This is a genomic window from Romboutsia sp. LXY-2 (assembly GCF_056171995.1).
Genome location: NZ_JBKFGI010000003.1, coordinates 71,089 through 97,367, shown reverse-complemented (window position 1 = coordinate 97,367; position 26,279 = coordinate 71,089). Strand labels below are relative to the sequence as shown.

At 29.1% G+C, this 26,279-nt stretch carries 31 protein-coding genes, 1 pseudogene and 2 riboswitches; of the genes and pseudogenes, 4 read left to right on the top strand and 28 right to left on the bottom strand.

The annotated features are described in order from the left end of the window. Positions 1 to 14 precede the first annotated feature (14 nt). From ACI48P_RS06285 to ACI48P_RS06270, 4 genes are all read right to left on the bottom strand, one after another. Entirely contained in the window at positions 15 to 377 is a 363-nt protein-coding gene (locus ACI48P_RS06285; protein WP_475214627.1) for a DUF2089 family protein, read from the bottom strand. Between the two features lie 315 nt (positions 378 to 692). Next, on the bottom strand, positions 693 to 1,610 hold the full coding sequence (locus tag ACI48P_RS06280; RefSeq protein WP_475214625.1) for a DMT family transporter: 918 nt from the start codon (positions 1,608 to 1,610) through the stop codon (positions 693 to 695). A gap of 253 nt (positions 1,611 to 1,863) precedes the next feature. Then, positions 1,864 to 2,619 (bottom strand): acyl-CoA dehydratase activase, encoded by a 756-nt coding sequence (locus ACI48P_RS06275; RefSeq protein ID WP_475214623.1) that lies wholly within the window; start codon positions 2,617 to 2,619, stop codon positions 1,864 to 1,866. A gap of 8 nt (positions 2,620 to 2,627) precedes the next feature. Continuing rightward, a complete protein-coding gene (locus tag ACI48P_RS06270) occupies positions 2,628 to 3,800 on the bottom strand; it encodes a double-cubane-cluster-containing anaerobic reductase (RefSeq protein ID WP_475214621.1) in 1,173 nt (390 codons plus the stop codon). A gap of 280 nt (positions 3,801 to 4,080) precedes the next feature. Between ACI48P_RS06270 and ACI48P_RS06265 the strand changes: the two genes are divergently transcribed. Then, positions 4,081 to 4,419, top strand: a complete 339-nt coding sequence (locus ACI48P_RS06265; protein ID WP_475214619.1) for a hypothetical protein — start codon at positions 4,081 to 4,083, stop codon at positions 4,417 to 4,419. A gap of 135 nt (positions 4,420 to 4,554) precedes the next feature. Here the strand turns inward: ACI48P_RS06265 and ACI48P_RS06260 are convergent, their stop codons facing one another. The 9 genes and pseudogenes from ACI48P_RS06260 to ACI48P_RS06220 all read right to left on the bottom strand — a co-directional run. Continuing rightward, positions 4,555 to 5,796, bottom strand: coding sequence for a cation:proton antiporter domain-containing protein (locus ACI48P_RS06260; RefSeq protein ID WP_475214617.1), 1,242 nt, complete (start codon positions 5,794 to 5,796; stop codon positions 4,555 to 4,557). Between the two features lie 56 nt (positions 5,797 to 5,852). After that, positions 5,853 to 5,912, bottom strand: a riboswitch (Fluoride riboswitch). A 44-nt stretch (positions 5,913 to 5,956) separates the two neighbouring features. Beyond that, positions 5,957 to 6,166 carry a hypothetical protein gene (locus tag ACI48P_RS06255; RefSeq protein ID WP_475214615.1) on the bottom strand — a complete coding sequence of 70 codons (210 nt, stop codon included), beginning with the start codon at positions 6,164 to 6,166 and terminating at the stop codon, positions 5,957 to 5,959. Between the two features lie 129 nt (positions 6,167 to 6,295). Next, the gene (add, locus tag ACI48P_RS06250; RefSeq protein ID WP_475214613.1) at positions 6,296 to 7,285 is read right to left on the bottom strand and encodes an adenosine deaminase; all 990 of its coding nucleotides are present in this window, start codon (positions 7,283 to 7,285) and stop codon (positions 6,296 to 6,298) included. A 99-nt stretch (positions 7,286 to 7,384) separates the two neighbouring features. Next, positions 7,385 to 7,484, bottom strand: a riboswitch (purine riboswitch). A gap of 464 nt (positions 7,485 to 7,948) precedes the next feature. Continuing rightward, entirely contained in the window at positions 7,949 to 10,234 is a 2,286-nt protein-coding gene (locus ACI48P_RS06245) for a hypothetical protein (protein ID WP_475214611.1), read from the bottom strand. Then, positions 10,227 to 10,442 carry a hypothetical protein gene (locus ACI48P_RS06240; RefSeq protein WP_475214609.1) on the bottom strand — a complete coding sequence of 72 codons (216 nt, stop codon included), beginning with the start codon at positions 10,440 to 10,442 and terminating at the stop codon, positions 10,227 to 10,229. Before ACI48P_RS06240 ends, ACI48P_RS06245 begins: the two co-directional genes overlap by 8 nt. Positions 10,443 to 10,458: 16 nt before the next feature. Beyond that, entirely contained in the window at positions 10,459 to 10,860 is a 402-nt protein-coding gene (locus tag ACI48P_RS06235) for a hypothetical protein (RefSeq protein WP_475214607.1), read from the bottom strand. Between the two features lie 281 nt (positions 10,861 to 11,141). Continuing rightward, entirely contained in the window at positions 11,142 to 11,315 is a 174-nt protein-coding gene (locus tag ACI48P_RS06230; RefSeq protein ID WP_475214605.1) for a hypothetical protein, read from the bottom strand. A gap of 129 nt (positions 11,316 to 11,444) precedes the next feature. Further along, positions 11,445 to 12,152, bottom strand: a complete 708-nt coding sequence (locus ACI48P_RS06225) for a hypothetical protein (protein ID WP_475214604.1) — start codon at positions 12,150 to 12,152, stop codon at positions 11,445 to 11,447. A 103-nt stretch (positions 12,153 to 12,255) separates the two neighbouring features. After that, positions 12,256 to 12,327: pseudogene (locus ACI48P_RS06220) on the bottom strand (Ltp family lipoprotein); the annotation flags it as partial. 116 nt (positions 12,328 to 12,443) lie between these two features. On the opposite strand from ACI48P_RS06220, the gene ACI48P_RS06215 reads away from it, so the two are divergent. From ACI48P_RS06215 to ACI48P_RS06205, 3 genes are all read left to right on the top strand, one after another. Next, the gene (locus ACI48P_RS06215) at positions 12,444 to 12,782 is read left to right on the top strand and encodes a hypothetical protein (RefSeq protein WP_475214602.1); all 339 of its coding nucleotides are present in this window, start codon (positions 12,444 to 12,446) and stop codon (positions 12,780 to 12,782) included. Positions 12,783 to 12,832: 50 nt separating this feature from the next. Further along, entirely contained in the window at positions 12,833 to 14,170 is a 1,338-nt protein-coding gene (locus ACI48P_RS06210) for an SAP domain-containing protein (RefSeq protein ID WP_475214600.1), read from the top strand. A gap of 198 nt (positions 14,171 to 14,368) precedes the next feature. Further along, on the top strand, positions 14,369 to 14,746 hold the full coding sequence (locus ACI48P_RS06205) for a helix-turn-helix domain-containing protein (protein ID WP_475214598.1): 378 nt from the start codon (positions 14,369 to 14,371) through the stop codon (positions 14,744 to 14,746). A gap of 86 nt (positions 14,747 to 14,832) precedes the next feature. Here ACI48P_RS06205 and ACI48P_RS06200 read toward each other — a convergent pair whose 3' ends face one another. The 15 genes from ACI48P_RS06200 to ACI48P_RS06130 all read right to left on the bottom strand — a co-directional run bounded on the left by ACI48P_RS06200 (position 14,833) and on the right by ACI48P_RS06130 (position 26,279). Continuing rightward, on the bottom strand, positions 14,833 to 15,282 hold the full coding sequence (locus tag ACI48P_RS06200) for a hypothetical protein (RefSeq protein ID WP_475214596.1): 450 nt from the start codon (positions 15,280 to 15,282) through the stop codon (positions 14,833 to 14,835). Between the two features lie 141 nt (positions 15,283 to 15,423). Beyond that, the gene (locus ACI48P_RS06195; RefSeq protein WP_475214594.1) at positions 15,424 to 16,221 is read right to left on the bottom strand and encodes an N-acetylmuramoyl-L-alanine amidase; all 798 of its coding nucleotides are present in this window, start codon (positions 16,219 to 16,221) and stop codon (positions 15,424 to 15,426) included. Positions 16,222 to 16,223: 2 nt separating this feature from the next. Next, positions 16,224 to 16,484, bottom strand: a complete 261-nt coding sequence (locus tag ACI48P_RS06190; protein WP_475214592.1) for a hypothetical protein — start codon at positions 16,482 to 16,484, stop codon at positions 16,224 to 16,226. Positions 16,485 to 16,494: 10 nt separating this feature from the next. Continuing rightward, positions 16,495 to 17,409, bottom strand: coding sequence for a tyrosine-type recombinase/integrase (locus ACI48P_RS06185; RefSeq protein ID WP_475214590.1), 915 nt, complete (start codon positions 17,407 to 17,409; stop codon positions 16,495 to 16,497). Between the two features lie 76 nt (positions 17,410 to 17,485). Beyond that, the gene (locus tag ACI48P_RS06180; protein ID WP_475214588.1) at positions 17,486 to 17,599 is read right to left on the bottom strand and encodes a CD1375 family protein; all 114 of its coding nucleotides are present in this window, start codon (positions 17,597 to 17,599) and stop codon (positions 17,486 to 17,488) included. 1 nt (position 17,600) lies between these two features. Beyond that, positions 17,601 to 17,999 carry a hypothetical protein gene (locus tag ACI48P_RS06175; RefSeq protein WP_475214587.1) on the bottom strand — a complete coding sequence of 133 codons (399 nt, stop codon included), beginning with the start codon at positions 17,997 to 17,999 and terminating at the stop codon, positions 17,601 to 17,603. Between the two features lie 13 nt (positions 18,000 to 18,012). Next, a complete protein-coding gene (locus ACI48P_RS06170; RefSeq protein ID WP_475214585.1) occupies positions 18,013 to 19,329 on the bottom strand; it encodes a hypothetical protein in 1,317 nt (438 codons plus the stop codon). Between the two features lie 12 nt (positions 19,330 to 19,341). Next, positions 19,342 to 19,671, bottom strand: a complete 330-nt coding sequence (locus ACI48P_RS06165) for a hypothetical protein (RefSeq protein ID WP_475214583.1) — start codon at positions 19,669 to 19,671, stop codon at positions 19,342 to 19,344. Between the two features lie 16 nt (positions 19,672 to 19,687). Next, positions 19,688 to 20,224 (bottom strand): putative phage tail protein, encoded by a 537-nt coding sequence (locus ACI48P_RS06160; RefSeq protein ID WP_475214581.1) that lies wholly within the window; start codon positions 20,222 to 20,224, stop codon positions 19,688 to 19,690. After that, positions 20,221 to 21,267 carry a baseplate J/gp47 family protein gene (locus ACI48P_RS06155; RefSeq protein WP_475214579.1) on the bottom strand — a complete coding sequence of 349 codons (1,047 nt, stop codon included), beginning with the start codon at positions 21,265 to 21,267 and terminating at the stop codon, positions 20,221 to 20,223. Before ACI48P_RS06155 ends, ACI48P_RS06160 begins: the two co-directional genes overlap by 4 nt. After that, a complete protein-coding gene (locus ACI48P_RS06150; protein ID WP_475214577.1) occupies positions 21,268 to 21,684 on the bottom strand; it encodes a DUF2634 domain-containing protein in 417 nt (138 codons plus the stop codon). It abuts the gene before it with no gap. Continuing rightward, positions 21,681 to 22,001: a DUF2577 family protein gene (locus ACI48P_RS06145; RefSeq protein ID WP_475214576.1), complete on the bottom strand. Its 321-nt coding sequence runs from the start codon at positions 21,999 to 22,001 to the stop codon at positions 21,681 to 21,683. Before ACI48P_RS06145 ends, ACI48P_RS06150 begins: the two co-directional genes overlap by 4 nt. Then, positions 21,994 to 23,766 (bottom strand): C40 family peptidase, encoded by a 1,773-nt coding sequence (locus ACI48P_RS06140; protein WP_475214574.1) that lies wholly within the window; start codon positions 23,764 to 23,766, stop codon positions 21,994 to 21,996. The genes ACI48P_RS06145 and ACI48P_RS06140 overlap by 8 nt, the downstream gene beginning before the upstream one ends. Next, positions 23,766 to 24,428 (bottom strand): LysM peptidoglycan-binding domain-containing protein, encoded by a 663-nt coding sequence (locus ACI48P_RS06135; protein ID WP_475214572.1) that lies wholly within the window; start codon positions 24,426 to 24,428, stop codon positions 23,766 to 23,768. The genes ACI48P_RS06140 and ACI48P_RS06135 overlap by 1 nt, the downstream gene beginning before the upstream one ends. Positions 24,429 to 24,440: 12 nt before the next feature. Beyond that, a complete protein-coding gene (locus ACI48P_RS06130; RefSeq protein WP_475214570.1) occupies positions 24,441 to 26,279 on the bottom strand; it encodes a phage tail tape measure protein in 1,839 nt (612 codons plus the stop codon).

Below are 26,279 nucleotides of genomic sequence, written 5' to 3'. Positions count from 1 at the left end.
TACTCCTTTATTTTCTATAATTTTTTTAATAAATTAATAGCTTCATCAGAGCTAATCTCTCCATGTTCTAACATATCCATAATTCTTTGCTTTTCCTTTGAAGTATCTTCCTTTATGGTTAATCCTAATATATTATTTATAGTGTCTAGCTTTCCTCTAACTGTAGGGTAAGATATTCCTAAATGCTTCTCTACATCTTTTATATTTCCTCTACATGCTAAAAACACCTCTACAAAGTTTAATTGTTCTTTTGATAGTTGTTCAAACTTAGAAAATGAAAATTCATTTTCAATTAATGTATTACAATGACTACACTTTAACTTAGTAATTTTCATTTGTTCTTCGCAAACTGGACATTTAGTTATTACTTTATACAAATTATCACTTCCTTTTAATATAAGTATATTCACATATTTTAATTTTGTCATCTATTTTATTAATATTTTTAAACTTATTTTTAAATATATTAATTTTTTTTATATATTTAATTAACTATTTTAATATCATCATCACCAATTTAAATATTTTTAATTCACATATTGATACTTTAATACGTAAAAAAGGCTATATTTAAACTTACATGTAAAACTCATAAGATTTCTCAAATGAAGTAATTCATAAAGTAAAATATAACCTTTAAAACCATTATTATTTATATCTTTATTAGTTAATACTATTTTTAAAGATATATACTATTGTATAATCTCAATCTCTTTACTTTCTTTCGTTTTTTCTTTTTTCTCAGCTATAAAGGCAGCTATTAAAATAATACAACCTCCTATAATCTGCCATACTGACAATGGTTCTCCTAAAAAAACTACACTAAAAAATATTGCAGATACAGGATCAATATATCCTAAAAAGGCAGAACTTTGAGCTCTTAAATCTTTAATAGCTGAGAAATATAAGCAGTAAGCAACTGTTGTATGTAATCCACCTAAAATAATAATATTTAAAAGACTTTTTATATCTGGTATTCTTAGCATACCTCTAAAAATAATAAATGGTAATAATACTATTGCTCCTGCAAATAATTGAATAAACGTTCTTTCATAGTCCCCAAATCCTTTAATAAATTTATTCAACATAATTACAGATGCATATAAGCAGGCTGCACCTAGTGCTAATAATATTCCTTTAATATGGTTAAATTCACCTTGATATAATTCACCCTGACTCTTTACTATTAAAATTAGCCCGGCCATTGCTATAATTACAGAAACAGTTCTTTTTATTGTAAATTTCTCCTTTAGAAATATAGGTGATAAGAAAACTACAATAACCGGAGCAAAGTAATAGCTAAGTGTAGCATTTGATATCGTAGTATAATCATAAGACTTAAATAATAATACCCAGTTAAATCCAATGGCAATCCCAGAAATTATTAATAATTTTAATCCTTTCTTTAATTCATCATCAGACTTATACAAACTAGAAATAGATTTATTTTCCTTTTTAAAATTAACAATTAAAATAATACCTAAAAGAAAACTAGCAATCAAAGCCCTTAAAAAAGCAATTTCAAAAGAATCTAAATTAATATTCTTAACAAAAACCCCCAAACTTCCCCAAGTAACCATAGCAACAATAACCTTTAAAATAGCACTCATTATATCCCCCCACTAATATTTAATTGATAGTTAAATATTAGCATATTAGCACATAACTTTTTCAATTTTTTCTTCTCTTATCCCTCAAAAAATATTCAAGAGCTATTTAAGTAATAATATCGGTTAAACCAGCGTATGGATAAATATGATATAGCATTCATTCGCAGACCCGATTTTGGTCTGCATGAAAGCTATATCATATTTCATCCCGAAGCGGTATAACCATCCTATTATTAATAAATAGCTCTAAATATTATCTAAATCCTATTACGGCTGCTCCTAGTGCACCAACTATTTGTGTATCTTCAGCGATAAAAACCTTCTTATTCAAGTTTTCCTCAACCATACTAACTAAAACAGAGCTCTTAGCAAGTCCACCTGTAAAAGCGATTTCATCAACTATACTACCTCTTGATAACATTGCTGTAGACTTATTCGCTATAGACTTAAGTATTCCCGATGCAATACTTTCTTTTTCAACATTTTGAGCAAGTAAACTAACAATCTCAGACTCTGCAAATACAGTACACATACTAGAAATATTTTGTGGTTTAGCATCTCTAGCTAAATTATCAATTTCAAATATATCACTACCTAAGATATTTGATGTTACTTCTAAAAATCTTCCTGTTCCAGCTGCACATTTGTCATTCATAATAAAGTTAATAACGTTTCCTTCTTCATCTACGTTTATGACCTTACTATCCTGACCTCCTACATCTAAAATGGTTCTTACATTCTTATTTAAGAAATGAATTCCTTTTGTGTGACAAGTTATTTCTGTTACTTTCTTATCTACAAAATCCATAGTAACTCTACCATAACCTGTTCCAACTACTTTTTTTATATCCTCTTTATTTATTTCACTAGTTAATAAATCATAAATCTGTTTTGATGTATTTTTCGGACTCCAGCCTGTTGGCATTATTATCTTTTTTACTATATCTACTCCGTCAAATAATACACCCTTTGTTGCTACCGAGCCTGAATCAATGCCTATACTATACATAGCCCCTCCTATTTTACACAAACATCTTCTTCTATCATTTCAACAAATGCTTCAAATCTAGTTCTTAATTGTTCAACGTCAGATCTTGAATAATCAGTCTCTATTAGCATAAATGGTTTATTTTTCTTTTGGTTTACAAATTCTTTCATTCTATAACTCTCTACATTGAAGGTATGGCAAGCTTGTAATACAACATCTACTACTGCATCTATTTCATACTCATCTATTAATCTATCAATTAACTCTACTCTATTGTCATTATTCATCATACAAGAACATCCCAGATTAAGATATTTCTTAGTTAATGCATCATATACATCTTCCGTATTTTCATCTACTAATAAATCATTTGATCTAATACCTCCACATAATTCAAGGGCAACTACAGACGCTCCACTATCTTCTAAAGTGTTAATTATTTTATCGCTTATTCCTCCTATTGGTGATCCTGTTATTAATATTCTAGGTTTATTTTTATTATCTGGACCTTCTCCTCTTTCAAATCTTTCTTTTGTAGAGTCTATTGTTTCTCTTAGAGATTTTTTTAGCTCATTTCTATCAAACTTAAAGCCTGATTGATATAATACATTATGTAATTCCATACCTGTTAAAGGAGATGGATTTTGCTTTGCTAGTCCATAGAATTCTTTTAATAATCTTCTTTCTTCATTCTTATCTTTAATAGCATCTCTTATATCATCTTCTGTTATTGTAACGCCTAAAGATTTTTCAACTTCTTCTTTTAATATTTTTATTTCTTCTCTCCAAAGTTTGAAAGTATATTCCCCTCTTTGCATATTAGGTAAATGCATTACATGAGTAGACTTAACCTTTCCTAGTTCCTCATACATCTTTTTCTTACCATCACAAGTAGTTTCTCCTATTAATAAATCTGAAAAATAAAAATATGGACAAGTATCAGTTATAGCATGACCGTAACTAGATTTTATTAATGGACATAAGTTTCTTGGTAAAACCTTTTCAGCATCAGGTATGGGCTCCTCACTAACACCACATACCCCTACTACTGAAGCTTTTGCAGCCATTGGTATTTCAACTGGTGTATATGCACAAAATACTCCAACTAATTTTTTACCACTTTCTTTTAGTTCTTTAGCTTTTATAAACCCCATTCTTCTTGCTTCATTAAAAGTATCAAAATTACTAGGTAAATTATTCATTATTTATCCCCCTAAAGTATTATTTTCTAACAAAATTTTACCATATTATATCTATTTATTATTATTGTTAATATCTATACCAGTAGTAACATTTATAGATATTAACAATCATTCTTCTTATCAAAATATTATAGTCAAAATGAAAATATCAAAAAAGATGATTCTATTAATTATAAATATAATAATTCCAAGTTATTTTTCTAATTAAATTGTTAAATATTTACATCAAATTACTCCTCTGCTACAATCAATATAAGTCATAAATATATTGGGGGGTTCTATGAAAAGTTCAGTATTTGAAGCGTATAGTGCTGATGAGTTACTAACACATCTAAAAGCAAAGGAAGATTATATTGTTATTAAAGGAGCATACTGTGAAAAAGTATATGAGCTAATGAAAACTCATCTTAGTGAAACTGAAACTATGGGGTTTGAGTTAGGAAGTGGTGGTGTGATAACAATATTAGCTAACATAATAAACAACCTTAGGGATTTTATAAAAAATGACCAAGAAGTTGATAAAACTACAAAATTAATAGAAAAAAAACTAAATATATATAAAGTACATTCTTTAGCAAAAAATGAAATTGTACTTAAATTAAAGCAACTAGATTATTAATCTAAAGATTAGTATATTGGTATAACTTTGTTACGTGAGTTATATACAGATTATGAACCATCGTAATTTCATTGAACGTAAAAAAAGTATGGTATCCCATACTTTTTCTTTGTTATAGCCTAAATTTAATATATATTAGTTTATACAAATATTTTCTTTAGATTCTTCTTTGTTATCATCTTCTACAGATAAAAATTTAGTAGCTGTTAGCTTAATCCCGATAGCTCCAATTGGTGCAGTTATTAATACACTTAATATTGCTATTGCCTGCATTATTTCTCCACCTAAAACTCCCATTTGAAGTGGTATAGCAGCTTTTGCTGATTGAACTGTAGCCTTAGGTAAATAAGCAATTACACAAAATAACTTTTCTTTCTTGCTTAAATCCGTACCAATAAGAGATATAATTACACCTATAGAACGAATAAACAGTGAGCAAGTAAGTAGTAATAATCCTATTAAGAAATACTCTCCAACTAAAGTTGGGTTAATTGCCATACCTACAAATGAGAATAAATATAACTTACCTATCTTCCATATACCATTCATCTTTTCTAATATATATTTGCCACTAACTTCTATATTATTTCTAATATAAAAACCAAAAACCATAATAGTCAATAATGAATTAAACACTTCAATATGATAATTTTTCTCTATAAATCTCATAGCTAAACATATAAGTAAAGCAACAAGAGCTTTCAAGCTTTTATTTGGTATTTTATCAATTATTTTATAACTTAATTTAAATACTAGGTAACCTATTATAATACTTAACACAATAGTTGTAGGTATAAGTATTAATTGGTAAGCTATTGAAATACTTTCACCTGTAGTGCTCTGCATATATATTCCTAAAAAAGTTGTAAATAGGGTAATAGCTATTGTATCATCAGCTGAAGCTCCTACTAATAACATTTGTGGTATTGCTTTATCTTGACCAATCTTTCTTTCAATTAACGAAATCATTGATGGTATAAGTACAGCTGGACTAACTGCAGCTATAATAAATCCTAATATAGCACCTTGAATAAAAGTAAAGTCTAATAAAATCATAGACATAATTGCAATTGCAAAACCTTCTAGTGTTGCAGGTATTACACTAAGCAAAACTGCCGGGCGCCCTATTTGCTTCATTTGGCTAACACTTATTCCTAACCCTCCAATAAATAGAACTATTACTAAAGCAATATCCTTTATAGTTGGTGCTAATAGAAGTGTACTTTCAGGTATTAAATTAAAAAATGATGGACCAATTATCATACCCATTATCATCATCCCTATTAATGATGGTAACTTAAATTTTTCTGCTATTATTCCTGAATAATTTGCTATTATTCCTATTAGCAATAAACTCACTAAAAATATTATTATCATTATATCCTCCCAATATCTTAATATATTTGCACAAAAAAACAGACTCCTACCCTTATAAAAGAGTAGGAGTCATTAGCTTCACGCGTTTAATGGCGAACTCCATCGCCTATTCAATATATATATAATATCATATTATTTAAAATTTGTAAATTATGCTATGCTATTCTTTTAGCATTATATAATCAGTATAGTAATTATTGGTATTTTGGTGATTGCTTTGTGTTAATATCTTTATTAAAAAATAATTATCTTCTAATTCCTCATAATCTAAAACATAATAATTCCCTATAATATCATTAAATTCCGTATAAGTAATGATCCTCTTTTTTAAAATACTGTTAAGTGAATTTAACTCTTCTTTTAAATCCATTATATACACTTCCTATACATTTCTTATAATATTTCTATTTAGTTTCTTCCATGAGTGATCTTTATATTCGTCCACTGTTATTAATTTTTATTAATAGAGTTTATATTTTTCTAGTCTATTAATTAGATACTATATAAACTTTCTTAACCATTTTTTTGTTTCTTCATTTGCAAATGTTGCATCTACACTATCTAAATATATATTTTTATAATCTTCTCTATCCATTTCAAAGCTCTTATCGATTGCGTTAAATTCATTTGTTAAATCAATATTTGATACAGTTCTGTTATCAGTATTTAAAGTAACTTTCACACCATCCTTATAGAATTTGTAAAAAGGATGATCTTTATATGAATTAACTGCTTTAGTTTGAACATTACTTGTTGGGCACATTTCAAGAACTATATTATTTTCCTTAACTATTTCATAGGCTTCTTTTATATCTTTTATTCCAACACCATGACCAATTCTCTCAGCTTTAAGTATTTTTACTGCTTCTAGTACGTTCATTCCACTAGCTGCTTCTCCTGCATGGATTGTAACTCTGTACCCATATTTTCTTGCTAAGTCTATTGGCTCCTTAAAATCTTCACAGGGTCCTTCATTTTCTGGGCCACATAAATCTATTCCAACCACTTTATTATTTAGGTATTTTTTACCTTCCTCAACTACTAAAAATGCATCTTCAGTAGTCATAGTTCTCATACAACTTAATATTAAGTTTGCTTTTACTTCATAAGTATTCTCAGCTTCTTCTATTCCTTCAATAATACTTTCTATAACTTCACTAATGCTTAACCCATTTAAAGTATGAAGCATTGGTGCAAATCTTATCTCCATATATTTTAAATTTTCTTTACTTGCGTCCTCTAAAAGCTCAAAGGTAATCCTTCTTAAACTTTCCTTAGTTTGCATTACCTTATTAGGCAAATCAAATCTTTTTAAATATTCAACAAGAGAAGTACAATCTAGAGGTGCTCTTACCATATCTTTTATTGTATCTATCTCTAATGATGGAAGTTCAATATTATCTTTTTTTGCTATATCTATTATTGTCTCTGGTCTAACACTTCCATCTAAGTGGCAATGTAATTCTATTTTAGGTAATTTATTTAACATATTCTATCTCCTCCGTTATAATTTCATAATAATAATATATTTTAATTTTTCTAAATTTGGGTATAAAAAAAATTCCTAATCACAAAGAAGACCTGCACTAGCAAGTAAAGTCTTCTTCGTAATCAGAAATTATCGGTTTCTGGTAGAGACCCCTAAACCATATCATTAGGGTTATACGAAAATTCTATAGCCTGTGTATTTCCAACAGTTATAGAAATTTTATATTCAGTATTGTCAGTTTTGTGTCAGTTAATAAATTAATCCACATTTATTTAGCAACTTATCAACATCTTATCCACAATTTTATCAACACTCTCAATATTAGGGGCTAGAGAATTATCTGGTCCCTTTTTTATATTAAACCTATTTTATACTAATAGTTTTAATTTTTCAATAACTTTTTATAAACTAAATAATATCTATAAAAACAATCTATACATATAAATAAAATTTTATATACAGACATGCACATTTTCGTTGTTCATTTTCATACACTTATATTAGCTAACGCATTAATTAGTGCAGTTTACGTTTCTAGCTCGCTAGAAAATTTATGAGTTGGTCAGCTAATCGTTAATAAGTGGCTCTGGGCAAAGTCTATTCATTTAGATTTTGCCTATTTTAATGCAATTTTGTGTGTAGAAATGAGTAAAGATACCTACATTATGCAGGTATCTTAGCTATAAAACTACTATAGTTCTTTTCTTCGTTCTTTATTAAACATAGTGCCTCATGCTCATTCAAGTTCAATAGATCCTCTTCTGAGTATCCATTATTAACAAAATCTTTTTTCAAATATTCAAAGTTTTGAGTATCGCATCCATACATAAGCATATACGAAGCTCCACCACTCTTCAATGCCATTCTGCATCTATTAGATAACTCATATACACTATGAAGAGTCAGAGTATTAATAAGATTATACTTTCTACCTTCTGCAAATATTTCTTCGAATATAGTAGTAGCATCAGGACATTTGTAAAATTCATCAAAGAATAACTCTGTAATTTCCTTTTGTTCCTTTGATAATTGCTTCTTTGCATTCCATACTTTAGATAATACAAATGTAGTCATAACATTTTTTATTAAAGGACTTGTGAATGTATCTTCAGGAAGCTCTATTAATATTATCTTATTTTGTTGTATAGCTTCACATAAATTTATATTATTTTCACTTGTCTTACATAATGCAATTTCGCTTTCTAGAGAGACTTCCAATAATGCTAATCTATCCAATATTCCATCTACTTTACTATCGTAATTTTTAATTTTACCATTTTCTTTTTTGTCTAATTCTTTTAAATTATTTATCCTATTATCTAATAATTCTTTTAAATCTTCACCTACACTGTTAATATATTCTGTTCTTATATTTGGTACACTTAGGCAGTCTCTAATATTACTAAGACTTGCATATGGATTTACGCAGTACACTATAGCACTAGCTGCAAAGAAGTATTTAATCATCCTCGGTGTCAATTTTGATACATCATCATTTATAGAATTCAAAAGATTATGGAGTTGTTGACCTCTCTTAATAGCATTAGATACTTTTTGCATAGGCTTCATATCATCATTTATAGGTATTTCATTGTAGCTAAACGCTTGAATACTTTCTATATCTGCACAATTTATTCTTACTATTTTGCTAGGATCTGCGACTATATTATAAATATTTCTACTCATTTTACAATCTTCAATAATATCAATATTTATTATTCCTCTACCAGCTTTTATGGCATCAAAACAAATTTGTTCACTCTTATAGGATTTCCCACTGCCTTTTGGTCCTACTAATATACGTTCCGCCTTCATTATTTCCTTATGGCGACTAAAATAAGATGTTTGATTGGTATCCTTGCTTTTAACATTACCTATTCTTATTTCTCCGCTTTCTAAACATTTAGGAGCTTTTAACTCTAATACTTTATTATGTTTTATATTTTTATGTTGTTCAATTATATCTTTGCCAGCTATATTTATTAACTTTCCACCTTCTAAAGTTGAAGTATGATTACTTTTGATTCCAATACTATGTTTATATACTTGTATATATTTTTTAACTTCTACCATTTCTAGCTCATTATCTCCGCTAACACTACTAAAAGTATTGTAAGCAGTAGTACAAAGTTGAGTTTCTCTATATTTATCACTACTTTTAGCACATATTACAGCTTGTGTTTTGATAATATCACCCTTAGCCTTTCTAGTAGTGCTAGTAGATGTTGCTCTTTCAATAGGCGCAATCATATTAGCGCTATTATTGGAATTGCTTAAAAATGCATTCAAAAGACCGTTTATAAAATCAACTAAGAATTTTATAGATATAACTCCTAAATCAACTATATTTCTGTTCTTTTTAAGATTTATTCCTTTTTTAAAGTTTCTTAAAGCTTCTTGGGAACTAATTTTAAAATAATTTTGCTCCTTAAGTGACATTGGCATAAAGTTGTAAAATATCCCTATACTTTCTTGATCTTGTAATATTTCTAATACTGATAAATTAGCATTTAATAAGCTATTGCTCTTTCTATCTACATTAAGACTAAGTACATCATTCAGTTTATATTGCAATTGATACTTAGTACATTGGTTAATGTCGATAGGTAAATTATCAACTTTATTTATTTCAACATTCTTCCATATTTCAGAAAGCTTAGTTTTAACCTGGCTATAAAATACACTCGGTACTATAAAATAAAATTCCGTACTTATTTTAGTAATATGAATATAGTAGCTAAGTTTAAGTTTACTTTCTATAATAAGTTTCTTATTCTCAATCCTAACAAGTTTATCTAACTTTTTATACATCGTATTAGCTAATACTAATATTTTATCAGTATTAGTATTACGACAGCTCTTAGAAGGTATTACTTGGATATGAGTGTATTCTGATTTTCTAACCTCAATATAATCAGAAAATTTCATAGTTTTTATTTTTTTATACACCGAACCACACCTCCATAAATATTTGGATGATAACGTATACAGCAGGACTTATCAGAGCTATATGTTTACCTTTTTTATATCCAAATATTGATAATATTAGAGCAACTAAACCTACTAGCATGCATGTTTCAAAACTAAATTTTTCTATTAATATTATGAATTTATCTCCCCATCCGACTATTAATTCCGTTATATGATTAAATAGCATATATAATACCTCCTTATTAAAGTTTTATCATATCAAATAATCTAGGATAGAATTGAATAAATAAATAACATAGCCAAAACTCTATTCCAGCCATACTTGCTTGCTTGAAGTTAGCACCAGAAAGCATTTCTTCTACTAACCTCTTAAGACCCATTCCTAAACATCCCCATTTAGCAAAATCTTTCAACAACTCTATCAACTGGCCAAATGTGCTATCTAGAGAAGCACTTATACTATCTGCAAAAGTATAATTAATATTGAAATGCAACATTGTAGCAGTTATTATTACCAATCTAAAATACATTCCTTTATTTTTCTTTATATGATTTAACACTAGAGAAGCTAATCTGACATCATTATCTCTTTTAACTAAGTTTAAATTTTCACTAACTGTATAACCATTTAGTAATATTTTCATGTATAATCCCCCTTATATTTGTAAATACTATTCTTATAATCATTTATCTGGAGGTAATTTATATGGATATTCTTGTGTTTACTATATCTGGCATCTTAGGTACTCTTTTAGAAAACTTTATCTTAAAATAATATTGATATGATTTATTTATCCTTAGTTTAAGTACAGAACGTACAAGAAATTTGAAGGGTTTCGATAAGATTTGTAGAATATAATAACCGAATTATATTTTTATAATTCATTTAGCTTTGAGCTGTATGGATGGCGGTCCTGCAGCTCTTTTAATTTATTCCTTGCTCTTCTTTGAACTTTTCATATAGTATTCTTTTTACAAAGTCACTTTTCTTTTGTCCTGGCTCATTTGTATTATTTTCAATCCATTCTAAAAGTAATTTTTCTTCCATACTTGTAGTTTTGAATGATACTGATATTACAGGATTTTTTACTTTAGACATACCTACTCCCTTTCTCATAAATTTTCATAAACTTTATGAAGTTTTTATAAACTTAATATAACTTATGAAAGTTTGTTAATAAAAATGCCTGTCCTTTTATATTTTTTTCATAAAAAAATAAGATGGAAATTAACCCACCTTATTACTTTTACGCTTCTTTAATAATATAAATACAATTATCCCTATAATAACTATTATACTTATACATGCAGTTACTATAATATTCATATTATATACCTTTGCTTTAACATATATATTATCCATACTATTTAGCGTATAATTCCAAGAATACATATGTTTACCGTTACTTTCACTTATTGAAGTAGCATTGCTTTCTAATAATTTAAAAGGTACTTTAAGATTGAAGTTTACATTTGAACTACTACCTATTGCAGCTAACATCGTTTTATTTTCTTCTATAGATGTTGATGAGCCTTTATTTTCTAATATATAATCTTTAATATTCAATTTTACATCATATGTATTATAAAGCATAGTTTTTTCTGTTTTTATATCAATCATTTCTTTAAACTCTTCTGCACCTTTTAAGTTTTCTACTTTTTTACTCTTGATTTCTTTTAAATTGCCTACTTTTTCAGTTACTCTATAACCACTTTGACCTTGTGCAGTAATTTTCTCAATTTTATCATAATTTTCTTTTAGATTATTCAACTCTTCATCTGACAAATTCTTAAATACGGAGTCTTTTATTAATATATCACTGTACAATGTAACATCACCATTCTTGTCTATATCAACAGTTATATTGGTATCTACACAACCACAAAGCGCAAGCATTATCAATACGCTTATCGCTAACAGTATATTTCTTTTCACTATATCACCTCCGTTCTCAATTATCGTCATATATAAAACTTTTAATACCTTTGTCTGTTAAATAAAAATAAGACTAAGTTTTAGCCTAGCCTTACATAAACTGTTACTCTATGTTGTCTATTGCATATTGAGCTTCTTCAGGTGTAAATTTCTCACCATGCTCTAATTTTAACTGGTCATATACTTGCCTGTCCTTTTAATTTTTTTACAAAAGAAAAAATCAAAGTTGTATATTTTTAACAAGTTCTACTATAATAGTTAATGAATAGTAAATATTGGAAGGGGTTTAACATGAGTAGTTTAAAAAAAATTGAAAAAGATAAAAATAATAAATATAGAGGGAAGATGGCTTGTCCTGACTGTAAATCCATGAATACTGAAGCAAATAATAAGATGGCAAGTGTGTCAATCATAGGATTTATATTATGCGCTATGGGTTCTTGTATTTCTTTAGTAATACCATTCATAGGATGGATAGCCACTCCATTTTTCTTACTTGGAGTAGTTGCATGTGTTGTATTATTAATATTATCAGCTTTTACTAAAACTTACACACTAACTTGCAAAGATTGCGGTGTTATATATACGATAGATAAGTCAGAGTACAATGAAATAGTTAAAAAGAATTAGATTGCTTTAGTGATTATACGATACATAAATAATAAGGGGAATATTTATATATGGGTATTTTTGATATTTTTAAGAAGAAAAATAAAGTTATAAATAAAGCGGATGCTATAAATAAAACCAACACTTTATTTGAAAATAAAGATAATAATATATTAGACATTGAAAGAAGTAGGTCAATAGTTAATAACGATACTAAATTAAATGAATTAAAAATGTACCACGAGAATAAATCCAATACGCTACATCAAGAACATATTAATAAAATTAAAGAATTTGACTTGAATAATATTATTTCTACCAATTTAACTGAACTTAGTAGCATAGAATTAAGTTTCTTAAAATACATAGACAGTATAAAAGTGAATCAACTAACAAATCTGCCAATATATTGGACATTAGAATATAATATTGATTACAATTATGTTATATCCAAGTTTTTTAATATGGGTTATATAAAAATATCCGAGCCTTTTGATATGATATATGGTTTAAAAATGGCAGAATTGAAAGAAATATTATTAAAAAATAACTTACCAGCAACTGCACGAACTAAACAAGTCTTAATCGATAGAATAAAAGAAAATTTAGATGAATCTGTACTTGCTAATCATTTAGATATTAATAACAAATATTTCACATTAACTGATGAAGGTTCTTCTATTACCAATACTATAAAACCTTCCATTACTAAGGATTTAAAATTAGAGGATGATTGTATTGATTTAATTAGAAATAAGCGTTTTAATGATGCATATGCTTTAGTATGTAAATTTGAATTAAGCAAAGAAATTCCAAGAGGACTTGGAGTAGATTGGAAGCATGAATTAATTGATGGGTTAAACTCAAAGATTGTACATCGCTATCATTCTGTATTTGATACAAACATAAAGTTAAATTATGTTTCCATTGAAGAAACAATTAAGTCTGCATACATACTTTCAGATATGTTAGGATCTAAGCCATCCACACCTCTAGCCACTAGGCTTCTATATGATAAATTAGATAAGCAAGTTATTAACAGTGCATTCTCAGATATAACTTATCAAATTGATTGTAGTTATGATTTCTCCGATATGGACCCAAATGGGAGATATGAAATTAGTGTATCATTAGATATACATACATGTAGTATCTGTTCTAAAATGGATGGTAAAGTTTTTAAATATAAAGATGCCAAAGTTGGTGTAAATCATCCTCCTTTCCATAGAAATTGTAGATGCACTACTATATCACACTTTGAGTTTGAATTTAACGAAGGTGAGCAAAGGTCTTGCAGAAACCCTATAACAGGTAAAAGTGAATATATATCAGCAAAGACATATGATGAATGGATTAATAGCTTATATAAGCAGTATGGGAAAGATACTATTTTGAAATTAATCAAATAAATAGATATCATAAATTTCTTATCGTAGTATAAAAATAATTTAGTTAGTACATAACTTATTCGAGGTGAAAATATATACGAAATTTTAAACTTTGTAAATTTGTATCTATGGACACCGGAAATGATATTATTGATTTTATTAGCTATATTTGGTAATGTAGAAATTGAAGTTTTCAAAAACTAGGGGGAAATAATATTTATGTCTTTTGGAATAAGATTCAAACAACTAAGATTAGAAAAAAACTTAACTCAGCAAGAGTTGGCTTATGATTATAATAAGATATACGGGTATACATTTTCAAAAGCAGCTATATCTCAATATGAAAATGATAGAAGAAAACCAGAGGTTGAAGCATTAATTCATTTTGCTTCTTACTTTGATGTATCAGTAGATTATTTATTAGGAATTAGTGATATTAGAAATATAAAAACTAATGATTTTAACATTATAGATAATAAAGTTGTTTTAAATCATATTAAAGATCTATTCAATAATGATGATATCATTAGACATGATAAAGATATGTTTTTTAAACATATAAGCGAATTATTTTTTGAATCATTAGATGTAAAATAAAAAAGTAGTAAGCTATGCGCCTACTACTTTTTTATAATTTTAATAATATTTGTATTTTTAGGTATTCTTAACATTAACTATAAGTACTATATTAATTTAATTAATTTATTACTATTTATCGTAAATCCATTCTTTCTATAGAAGTACATTTGTCTATCTCTATGATCTGCGTCTACTTGAGATAACTCGCCTGTAATTTTATCTATACTATTTAGTTTAGCTAATTCAACTAATATCGATATACACTGGCTTCCTATCCCTCTATTGATATGCTTAAATATCATAATATCCCCAATTATAAGTTCTTTCTCGTTGATAATAAATGTTACTTTATCCGTGCATGATAATAAGCTAAATATATGTATTACACCAAATCCACAATTTTTATCTAATGTAGCTATTAAATATATTTTTTCTCTGTATTTATCTATCATGACGTCATCATAGCAAATATCATTAATATTATTTTCTCTATACTGATTCACTCTCATTTCTAATTCTTTACTTCTTTTATTTCTGAAAAGTTTCTTATACACCTTACGTCCCCCTTATGACCCAACTTATATTAATAGATAATAACATTATAACATCATAACTTTATACTAATAATAAAAGAGTGCTACAAACTAAATGAACACTAGTAAAATATCATAGCTTATACTCTCGTTAAAACTGAATTACACTAATTTAGTTGCATTCTTAAAAGTAGCAAATCTATCTGTATCCTCTTTTTTACCACCTATTTGTATTATTTCTTTTACATTAAGTCCACTTGCATCAAAATCGCTTTTTTTCATAAGTGGGCATTTATTTTTTTGTGCTACCATTACTGCAGCAAATAGATCTGCATCTCCAAAGTATACTACAATTTTATCCATATCAACTTCCTCCTGTGGTTTATTATTATTTATTTTTATTCCCATCTGTTTTAAAATACCATGAGCTATAGCTCTACCATTTCTTTTTCTTTCTTCTAATGTATCTGCTATCTCTCTATCTTTCGAATTATCAATAAAACATACTTCAACTATTATAGAATGCATTTTAGTTCCTCTAATAACTCCAAAATAGTCTTGATTAGAGTTATCAAGTTTTTTACTATATTCTTTAACTGTAGATTGACCTATTATTTTTAACTCATTAGATATTTTAGTTGCTAATTCCTTGCCTTCACCTTCATAGATAGAGTATATAGTTTCTCCTCGGTCTCCTCCACCAGCATTATGATGGATTGATATAAAATACTGTGCATTATATTTATTTGCTATAGTACACCTTTGTTCCAATGAAAGTGTTTGGTCTGCAGTTCTAGTTTCATAAACAGTAACATCATATTTTAAAAGTTCATCTTTGCATGCTTTTCCTGTATCATAATTCCAATCTTTTTCTTTGTAACTTCCACTGCACGCTCCTGGATCTGTACCACCATGACCATAATCTAAAACGCATGCTTTTCTATTGAAATTAATTGACATAATTACTTTACCTCCTCATTCCCATTTTCTATTTCTTTAATTTCGGCAAATATTTTACGTCCCCAAAAGGCTACTGTTCCACCGATTAGCCCAGTTATAAGCCCTTCTTTAGTAGGATTAATAAACCATCCTCCAACTCCTCCTATAGCTAGCATTAATAGTGCTTGATAACTAACAGGTATTGGAGGTTTCCAATTTTCCAATATTAATTTAATTCCTACCATTATTGCTAAAAGTTCTATAATACTTCTTATCTCTATCACTTTATCCCTCCTAAATTTGAAATTGGTCTTTTAGATTTTTTATTTTCTTTTTATCTTTCTTGATGTATATCTGAGTTGTTTTTGTATCATTGTGATTTAATAACTCCGATATATCTTCTAAATCCATCCCTTTTGATTTAAGCAAAGTTGCTGTACTTCTTCTCATAGCATGAGGGTGTAACTTTTGTACCTCTGCTAAGTTGCCTGCTTTCGTGCACCAATCCCTTAAAGTTGCTTTACTTGCTTGCCTAACTCCTCTTATATATGTAACAAATACGTATTCGCTTACTATACCTTTTTCTTTGTAAAATTGTTTTAGCTCTAGTAGTTTTTCTTTAACTTCATCAGAGAATATTAATGTTACTTCTTTAGGTCCTTTTTCTATTGCAGATATTTCTCGTTCCTCTAGATCTATGTCTTCCCATTTAATATTTTGTATAGCATTAATACGACCTGCACACGATAATGATAGTAATACATATACTTCAATTCTTATATCATTTAAAGTATGTAAATTATCTTTTATGTCTTTTACTTGCTCTTCTTTTAAAAATATCTTTTTCCTTACATTTAACTTTTTCTGAGGTCTATCTAAAAACTCTACTGGATTTGTATTAATCATCTTTTTACGTCTTAAGAACATATAGAAAGAGCTTATGCTAGCGCATCTTCTTCTTAGTCTATCTTCGTTATTACCGTATAACTTACAGTATGTTATAAACTCTTCAATATCTTCTTGAGTAATCACATCATATGTTTTATCACCTAAATATCTAAACCATTGAAGCATATCATATGTATAACTTTCCAACGTATTATCAGACAATCCCTTTAGTTTACAATAATCTATATATTCATCATACTTTCTTGTATTTATAGGGTTTATCTCACCTTGGATAAATAATTTATCACTTTGCTTTTTCATATAAATCCCCTCCAAATGTACAATGTAGAAAGGCTAGAAAATAATTCTAGCCATAAAAAAAGAACTCTTAAAAGTTCTATATTACACCTTGTGTCTTCAATTCTAACTCAACTTCTTCTCTCCATCTAATAGGAACTTCTTCAATAGTCATAGTACCTTCTTTTATTCTTTTAACGTATATCTTAACCATATTAAGCACCTCCTACTATAGATGCAAGTTCTACTAAAGCATTTTCTAGATCTTTATTTTGTGATTCTAAAATGGATATTTTATGTGCTTGATATTCAACCTTATCTTCAAGCGTTGGTTCTTGCGGTTCTTCGGGTAAAGGCTCATAACTAAATATCAATTCTTTAGTTTCAACATTTACCATAACACCTGTACTATTTGCACTTAATATAGGATATTCACCGTACTCAAAATTTAATAATCCTATAGTGTTTTTATCACGTTCTTTTAACTCTACATATATTTCACAATCTTCATCAAAAGTTATTTCTCTTACATATCCTTGCATATCGCCTATTATCTTTATTACATTTCCTGTTAACAAGCAATAATATATCTTAGTTCCTAACTTTTTTATCAATTTGATTACCTCCTTATTCTATTGCTATCCAATCAAATTTATCCCCTAATGTTACTGGTATATGTATTTCAGTATCTGTAAATACAAGTTCGTTAGCTAAAAAATTATAGCTATTATTATTGACTATACCGTTAGAATACGAGGCGCATTTAACTGTTTTTGAGTTTGTAGTACCATTTTTAAAATTACTAAGTACTGATAAGCGCATATAATCATTAAGACCATTATTGTCGGGTGAAGATGCTATTATAAAGCTAGGTTCAAACTCTAATTTAGGTATAGATACATATCTAAGTGCCGTTTTGGAATTATTAACAAGTGTAAACGATTTATTTACAGAAGAAGACTCAAAAGAAGAACCACTTGCCCACCTCTTGCCCAAAGGTATATCGCCAACCTTATCAACCATAGTTGACATTTTAGCACCAGGAACAACTACTACACCTTTGTCGGATAGGTTAGACTCAAGCCTACTCAATTGATATTCTATTTCTTTATTCATTTCATCTGTGAAATTTGCACGTTCAACTAGCGTTGCATTAGCAGGTAGTTTTTGTATAGGCGCTTTGATTTTATTGAATGCTATAGTTACAGTTGAACTTAATCCGTTTGTATCTGTTGCTATTATTTCTATTTTGTGCTTTCCATAACTTAGAGTGTCCCATTGATTAGATAAATCCAAGGTATAACTAGTTCCACTTGTTTGATTATTAAGTGTACGTATTGCAGTACCGTCTAGTTTCTCTATAAGTGTGAATGTATCACCATCTACATCTGTTACAGTATATGGAATAGTAAATGTTTTTTCCTTATTACCTAGATTTTCATCTTGAATATTAAAAGTTGGTGGACAGTTAAGTTGCCTTTGTAATACTAATTTTATGTATATACCGTCAGAGAAACTCGTAGTTGAATAAGATGATTGACTAGTAGGAGAATTTCTAGTAACGCACCTATCTTGGTATCCTGCGTGCAACTCTCTACATATCATGTAAGCGTTACCTGTATTTTTGTTTATATCAAATAAATTGTATTGATTATTTGGGTCTGTGATCTCTCCTGTTGGAATAAATGCGTTATACTCATTACCGAACAGAGTGATTTTTTTAGTACCATCTATAAGACCATTTACTTTTAGATTTTGCCACGAAATAGAATGACAATATCTATATGTAGAAACTAAATATTCGATTTGCAATTTATTGTCTATATATTTATCAAAAGGCATGCCAACAGTGTATACCGTAGTTCCGAACCCAGGATGTAAAAGTGTGATTAAATCGCTTCCTGTCAATGTACTTGTCAAGGTTTCAATAAATTCTATTGCCATTAAATCACCTCCTTAATATATTAAGTCAACGAACTTATCTTGTTCAGTTGCTAGTTTAGATTTAGCACCATCCACTTTTTCAGTAAGCGATAAAATACTTGTTTCATTACCTTTTGCTTTTGTCATAACTTCTATTAAAGCTTCTTCTACGTTCAAAGCAACAAATAAATTACTTATATCTTTTATTGTTATATTAGAAGCTTCTAATCCACTTCCTAAAATATCTATAAGTTTCTTAATTTCTGTATCTATTATATCCATATTTGGATTATGTGCCGTTGACATATCGACCGTATCTGTATAATCATATTTTTTTAATTTTAAGTTAATTGTTTCTTTCAAATTAATCACCCTCTTATTAGGTTAATTTTGTTTCTTTAATTTGTTGCCAAGTAAGAGTTTTGACATCATTCCAGGTCTTCGCTTTAACCATATTCCATATATTGTAAAGATACTCAATAGAATATGTTAAGTGTGCTGGCTTTATTGTATCTATCATAGCCTTAAAATCATCAATGTTTTTAGGTGTACCTAAAACGTCTATAAATTTAATTACAAAGTGATAAGCTTCACATTGCTCAATAATATCTATTTTACCTCCTGTGAAAGCCATAGAGGTATCTTTTATCATTTGTATTGTTGTAGTTCCTTGACCTCGCATTTTAGCTTTTATAGCTTCTCTGCGTTCATCATAAGGTTTATTTATATCTACTTCAATTCCTAAATCTCTTTCATAAAATTCAAGTCCCCATGTAGCAGTATTTATATAGAATTGATTTCTTAAATCCTTCAAAGCTTCTATAAGTAAATTTATTTCTTTTTCATCACACTCCATAATATTTTTTACATATTTAGAATTTGAATAAAAAGAAGGTAATTGAGATATTAAACTCATATCACAACCACCTCACCTAGAACTGCTACTTCTGTATCTGTTAAAGCTATATTATTAGTACCACCATTAACAGTAAAATTACTATAATCAAATACTCCGTTAGTGTCTAAGATAACATTTCCTATTCTAGCAACAGATACATAAGAAGTTGTAAAAGCATTATCGTATAAATATTTAGTTACATTTTTTTCTATCTCTGATTTGACTTGCTCTAAGTTATACCCATCAGCCGTAAAGATAGTTGCATTTATATTAATAGTTTTTTCAGTAGCCGATACAACCGTAATATTAGCACCTACAGGTCTTTTAGTTTCTATATGTGCTTTTACATTATTAACTAGATTTGATTCTGCCCCTGTCCTTAAACTATCTACTATTACAACTTGTACATTTCCTGCAACACCTAAATCATCTGCATCATACACTTTACAATCTCCTACACCTTCAACTTCCATAGTCCAATTATAGTAGTTATTCTTGTTACCACTTGTAGATATTTTCTGTTTGTAAGTTTCAAATCTTTTTATTAATTCTTCATCACTTTCAGTATCAGCACCACCACTAAAAGCTTCAGCATTAGTTATTGAAGTAATTCCATTTATAGTTGTAGTCAGTTTAAACTCGCAACTTTTAGGCACATTAAAAATGCTACCTATTTCAGTAGCTTCTAAATATCCTATACTATTGTCTTGACCTATAATTACATCATTAAGTAATATAAATCTTAGTTGATCCATTTCTAATATACTTCCATTTTCGATTAATGTATTAGCCTGACCTACAAAGGTTACTTTACCGTTTGCTTTTGTACCTTCTTTTCTGTATAATCCCCATTCATCTGCTTTGTCATCTAAAAAGTCATATGAGTTATTTTTCAAGAAAAACATATTTAAAACATTGTCTAATTCAAAATATAAGTTTGCCACTTCCAAAGCTTTAGGACTCTGCATATCACTTGTTACGCTTCCTTCTCTTATATCAAGTCCTTCTATGCTAGATAACATTCTTTCTTTTATTGCTTCGCAAGTTTGTTTTTCATACATTTAGAGTTTCACCTCCGTTTTACCGTATACAGTTTCTAATTGTATATTTACGGTTAATTTATCATCAATGAAGCTTACATCTACAATTTCAATTTCAGTTATATAAGGGTTAATTTCTAAAGCTTCTTTTATGTATCTTTTAGCTTCCGTTTCAGTAAGTTCTCTAGTATATTTTTGTCCTTTAAGCTCTGACAATTCGCTTCCATAATCAAAGCTATATATTAAATGTTCATATCTATTTGTAAGCAATGCTTTATATACCCATACCTTTATAGCTTCATTTCCTTCAACTTTTTTAAATTCTCCATTTTCAACTATTGGAATATTGTTTTTAAAGTCCCAAGCTATTTCAGTATATAAAGGCAATTCACTTTCAATTTCTTGTATCGGTGGATTAATAAAAGGGAAAAAACTCATAGACTCACCACCTTAGACATAATTATAAATTTCTCTCTATCCCTAATTAAAACTACTCTGTCACCCTTTTTCAATAAATCAGTTAAAGAATTTATTGTATGAGTATGACTATCATTAATTTCAGTTACAATCTGTTTTTGTCTTTCTAATAAGAAGCTATCTATAAGTAACATATTTTTATCTAATTCCATGTTATCAAACTTTACTTTTAAGTTAGGATAGTCACTTGTAACTATTGCAAAATAAAAAGGAGGGTTACTATTATGACCTCCTTCTTCTCTAAATATTTCTATTAAATCATTGTAAGGATTAGCCATAATACCTCCTAGCATTTATATATTTTGAAGAAAAATAACTTGAATTTATAGATTCAATCTTCACGACTTGCCCAGGTGAAGGTGCATGGATCATTTGACCGTTACCAATATACATACCAACATGACTTACTTTTCCTGTGCCATTTGTACTGAAGAATACCAAGTCACCAGCTTGTAAGTTTGCCTTAGATACGCTTTTACCACTTTGACTCTGCACTGCCGAAGTTCTAGGAATACTTATGCCACAATTTTTATGTGCTAATTGAGTTAACCCAGAACAATCTAAACCTCTGCTAGTAGTACCGCCCCATACATAAGGTACACCTAAATATTTTCTAGCTTCAGAAACTAATCTACTTCCTATGCTACTATCACCAACATAACTACTGTCACTATCACTTTTAACATTCTCAACTACATCTACGCCTATTTTAACGCTTCCTTTTCTTCGACCAAAAGCAATTGCACTAGATTTATCTTTCATAAGTAAATCTATTTTATATACACCATCAACAATCTTAATTGCTCCACCTCTATCAGTACACGTATATACTAAGCTATCTCTATCAGTATTAGTATTAAGGACTTGAATTTTAGTATTAAACGGCACTTCCTTCGGACACGCACAAGTTAATTTACTAGGGTTTAATCTGTTACCCATAGCATCATAAAAGCCACCTTGCATTTTGTCATTGGAAGGATAATAAGCCGTAAATTCGGCAGGATAAGTTCTTCCACCTCTTACCGTACTTTCTTTTAAACTTTCTTCAGTATGAGTTTCTGAATTTTGTTCACTCGCATCCATTTCGTTCATTATATTTTTAAAGTTTAACTCTAGATCTATTGAATAAACTCCGTTGCTCCAAGTATGCTTATCACTATCTATATAAAACAACCCTTTAAGTCCTGTATATGAGTCTTTAACGGTTACTGCCCTGCCTGTAATACAAGTATAATCACCAAACCCACTCAAACTACAAGTACGTTCAGAACCTTTTAACATTGACTTAGCTTCTTGAATAGGATCTTGACTATCACTTTGTTTCATTACATCAACAAATCTACCATATTTTTTTATAGTTTCTTCGTCTTGAACTACTTTCACAACGTTATTATTTTCATCAATTACAGATACATAGTTTATAATATTATCTAAGTTTACTGCATAACTAGAATTTATTAAGTTGTTATATTCTTCAAATGTAATATTAAGTGTTATTATACCCTTTTCAACTACTCGCATTTTACCACTAGAAGTCCATTCAAGCATATACTTTTTACCAGTAGTCTTTGAAAGTTCTGTGTAAACACTCATTATTATATCGTATAGACTTTTACCTATAAATGTCTTAGTTATCTTTAAATCAGATTTTATGTAACTTTCGCATGGTATGTTGAAGTTCTTTATAATAGAGTCCATAACGTTATTGATACTATTATTGTTAAACATATAAGCCGTTTTTATTTTAAGAGTTCTTACACCTTCGTCATAGGCATAGAAACTCATGCTATTATTACTACTATCCTTTGAAATCTCGTATATAGTACCCTTGAAAATCAATTTTTTATCTTGATAGAAGCTTACAGAATCGAACTCGTCAAACTCTGCAATAGGTATACTTTTATCTATACTAGAAGCCACATAATCACAAGTAAGTTTCCTAGCACCCTGCTTGTAATCTCCCTCTATAACAACATTTATGACTAAATCTGATATATCAAGCCATTCACCTTTCTCGTTTTTAACAGTTAATTGAGTTATCATTAAGGTATCACCAATATCCAATTAGAATAAATTATATTATTTTGTTTCAAGCTAGGATATTTATTGATATTTGCATTTTTTATTTTAGGATATTGAGATCCATTACCATAATGTTTTTGTGCTATTAGCCATAAGCTTTCACCATGCTTTACAGTATGAGTTTTTTGAGTGCTACTAGCTTTTTCTTGTGTTTGGCTTGGCGGTCTTTGAATATTAGCACTAGCATTACTTGATGTATTATTTAATTTGTTAACTTTTATTTCTGCAACTTCTTTTAATTTAACAGTATAATAAACATCCCTTGTGCCATCTTTTTCACCGTATTCAAAAGATACTACTCTTACCGGTATACTTAATAAGCTAGGCGTTACTATCAATTGTATAACTTGGTTATATTTCAACCACCATTTAAACTGCGCTACATAATAATAAGGATCAACTTTTGATTTTACTTGCAAGAAGGAATAACTTTGAGAATTTTTCAAGCTAGGGAAAAAACAACTTATCTCTACTTCTTGAAGCTTCTTTCCACCAAATATACTTACTTCTCCAATGCCTAACAAATTTATACTAGTTTCAACTGTGCCACCATTTACAGTAATCTCTGGCGGTAATATTGGCAACCTAAGATTTCTCGTGTCTGTTTTAAAATAAATTTCCAAAATACCACCCCCTTAATAAGTTCCTGCAAATGCAAGTCTTTGCTGTTTTATTTTCTTAGCAAGTGCAACTGCTATTTTATCAATGTCAGCTTCTTCTCTTACTACAATCGTGTCAGCTAATTTTGCTACTGTAATTCCTCCACCTATGCCACCGTTTTGGTCTAGTTGGTTTGTTTCTTGCTTAGTTAAAACTCTTTCCCCTTCGTGCAACCTTCTTAGTTCATTATTTCGAGTTATTTTGCCACCATAAGCGTTTCTTTTAGTGTTACCTTGTGCTACATTAGTTTCACCTTTCGCTACACTTACAAAAGCATTTACAGGCTCTGAAATCCATGAAGTGAAAGAGTCCCACCAACCTTTCATGGTATCAATTACATTTTGGAAATGGTCACGTATTCCGTTCCAGTTACTTTCCCATGCTTTCTTAACTAATATAACAGTTCCTATTATTGCTGCTATAGCTAATACAAGTACTGTTAGTGGCAACATAACTCCACCGATAGTTAAACCAAATAAAGCTAAAGCACCACTTATTGCACCAACGGCACTAATACACGCACCTATAAATATTAAGAAGCTACCACCTATCAGCAATAATGTTCCTATACCTAAAGTTACAAGACCAAGCGTTATTATAGTTTGCTTTGTGTGTGGATCTAAATTAGAGAAGCTTCTAGCAAGTCCACCAACAAATTCCATTGCATCTCTTAAAGCTGGTAAAAGTGCATTACCTATGTCTATACTAGCGTTATTTATTTGATTTCTCATAAGTTGCAACTGGCTTTCTGTAGTTCCATATCTTTGTTCAGCTTCTTTACTTAGTGCATTATTTTCTTGCCATGCTTCATTGGATAAACCTAAAGCTTTTGCCGTATCTTCATGTGCTGAAGCTAATTTAATAATTGTTTCCCTCAATCTAACTTCTTTTATATCCATATCATCTAATACTTTTGATATACTTCCACCTTCTTGCTTTACTTTATTTAGTCCCTTTAAGAACATTAAAGTAGCATTAGAAGCATCAGTTTCAAAAGCTTTCTTGTACTCACTAGCACTCATGCCAACAATATCAGCAAATTGTGATAAAGACTTTCCACCACTTAAAGTTGCTCTTTCTATTTCAGTTACCATTTTTTTCATGGCCGTTCCACCCATTTCGGCTTCAATTCCTACACTTGACATAGAAGTTGCCCATGCCAATACTTGGGTTTCACTAAAATCTGCTAATATTCCTAAATCTGATAACCTAGTAGCCATATTTAATATATCTGCTTCAGTTGTACTGAAATTATTACCTAAATCAACGATAGAAGCACCAAGCCTATCAACTAAGCCTTGGTCAGTACCCATAACATTCATAAACTTTGCTAATTGCAACGCTCCTTCTTCGCCTACTATGTTAGTAGTATCTGCAAGCATTGCCATAGTTTTAGTGAAGCTCAATATATTTCCTGTTTCTATACCTAATTGCCCTGCTATTTCTGCTATTCCTGCTAATTCACTTGCTGACTTGGGTATTTCATTAGACATTTCTCTTAGACCTTTGCTAATAGCTTCTAATTGTGCTGGTGTAGCTTCAACGGTTTTCTTTACACCTGTAAACGCACTTTCAAACTCAATTGCTTGTTTTACGCTATAAGCAAAAGCACTTCCTAGAGTTGCTACTATTACACCACCCGTTACAGCTGCAACCTTACCAACATCTTTAAGTGCTTTAGAATAATCTTTCATAGTCTTTTTATTTTCTTTTGTAGTTTTATCAACTGCTTTAAGATTGTCATTTATTATTTTTAACTGTGAGGACATTTCATCTCTTAATTTTATAACTGCTTGAAGTGTCTTATCTTGCAT

Bases quoted from the DNA above. Each gene is read 5' to 3' on its own strand.
- ACI48P_RS06280 (WP_475214625.1), bottom strand. From the start codon at position 1,610: ATGAGTGCTATTTTAAAGGTTATTGTTGCTATGGTTACTTGGGGAAGT.
- ACI48P_RS06275 (WP_475214623.1), bottom strand. From the start codon at position 2,619: ATGTATAGTATAGGCATTGATTCAGGCTCGGTAGCAACAAAGGGTGTA.
- ACI48P_RS06270 (WP_475214621.1), bottom strand. From the start codon at position 3,800: ATGAATAATTTACCTAGTAATTTTGATACTTTTAATGAAGCAAGAAGA.
- ACI48P_RS06265 (WP_475214619.1), top strand. From the start codon at position 4,081: ATGAAAAGTTCAGTATTTGAAGCGTATAGTGCTGATGAGTTACTAACA.
- ACI48P_RS06260 (WP_475214617.1), bottom strand. From the start codon at position 5,796: ATGATAATAATATTTTTAGTGAGTTTATTGCTAATAGGAATAATAGCA.
- ACI48P_RS06255 (WP_475214615.1), bottom strand. From the start codon at position 6,166: ATGGATTTAAAAGAAGAGTTAAATTCACTTAACAGTATTTTAAAAAAG.
- add (WP_475214613.1), bottom strand. From the start codon at position 7,285: ATGTTAAATAAATTACCTAAAATAGAATTACATTGCCACTTAGATGGA.
- ACI48P_RS06240 (WP_475214609.1), bottom strand. From the start codon at position 10,442: ATGCTATTTAATCATATAACGGAATTAATAGTCGGATGGGGAGATAAA.
- ACI48P_RS06235 (WP_475214607.1), bottom strand. From the start codon at position 10,860: ATGAAAATATTACTAAATGGTTATACAGTTAGTGAAAATTTAAACTTA.
- ACI48P_RS06230 (WP_475214605.1), bottom strand. From the start codon at position 11,315: ATGTCTAAAGTAAAAAATCCTGTAATATCAGTATCATTCAAAACTACA.
- ACI48P_RS06215 (WP_475214602.1), top strand. From the start codon at position 12,444: ATGAGTAGTTTAAAAAAAATTGAAAAAGATAAAAATAATAAATATAGA.
- ACI48P_RS06210 (WP_475214600.1), top strand. From the start codon at position 12,833: ATGGGTATTTTTGATATTTTTAAGAAGAAAAATAAAGTTATAAATAAA.
- ACI48P_RS06205 (WP_475214598.1), top strand. From the start codon at position 14,369: ATGTCTTTTGGAATAAGATTCAAACAACTAAGATTAGAAAAAAACTTA.
- ACI48P_RS06195 (WP_475214594.1), bottom strand. From the start codon at position 16,221: ATGTCAATTAATTTCAATAGAAAAGCATGCGTTTTAGATTATGGTCAT.
- ACI48P_RS06185 (WP_475214590.1), bottom strand. From the start codon at position 17,409: ATGAAAAAGCAAAGTGATAAATTATTTATCCAAGGTGAGATAAACCCT.
- ACI48P_RS06180 (WP_475214588.1), bottom strand. From the start codon at position 17,599: ATGGTTAAGATATACGTTAAAAGAATAAAAGAAGGTACTATGACTATT.
- ACI48P_RS06170 (WP_475214585.1), bottom strand. From the start codon at position 19,329: ATGGCAATAGAATTTATTGAAACCTTGACAAGTACATTGACAGGAAGC.
- ACI48P_RS06160 (WP_475214581.1), bottom strand. From the start codon at position 20,224: ATGAGTTTAATATCTCAATTACCTTCTTTTTATTCAAATTCTAAATAT.
- ACI48P_RS06155 (WP_475214579.1), bottom strand. From the start codon at position 21,267: ATGTATGAAAAACAAACTTGCGAAGCAATAAAAGAAAGAATGTTATCT.
- ACI48P_RS06150 (WP_475214577.1), bottom strand. From the start codon at position 21,684: ATGAGTTTTTTCCCTTTTATTAATCCACCGATACAAGAAATTGAAAGT.
- ACI48P_RS06145 (WP_475214576.1), bottom strand. From the start codon at position 22,001: ATGGCTAATCCTTACAATGATTTAATAGAAATATTTAGAGAAGAAGGA.
- ACI48P_RS06140 (WP_475214574.1), bottom strand. From the start codon at position 23,766: ATGATAACTCAATTAACTGTTAAAAACGAGAAAGGTGAATGGCTTGAT.
- ACI48P_RS06130 (WP_475214570.1), bottom strand. From the start codon at position 26,279: ATGCAAGATAAGACACTTCAAGCAGTTATAAAATTAAGAGATGAAATG.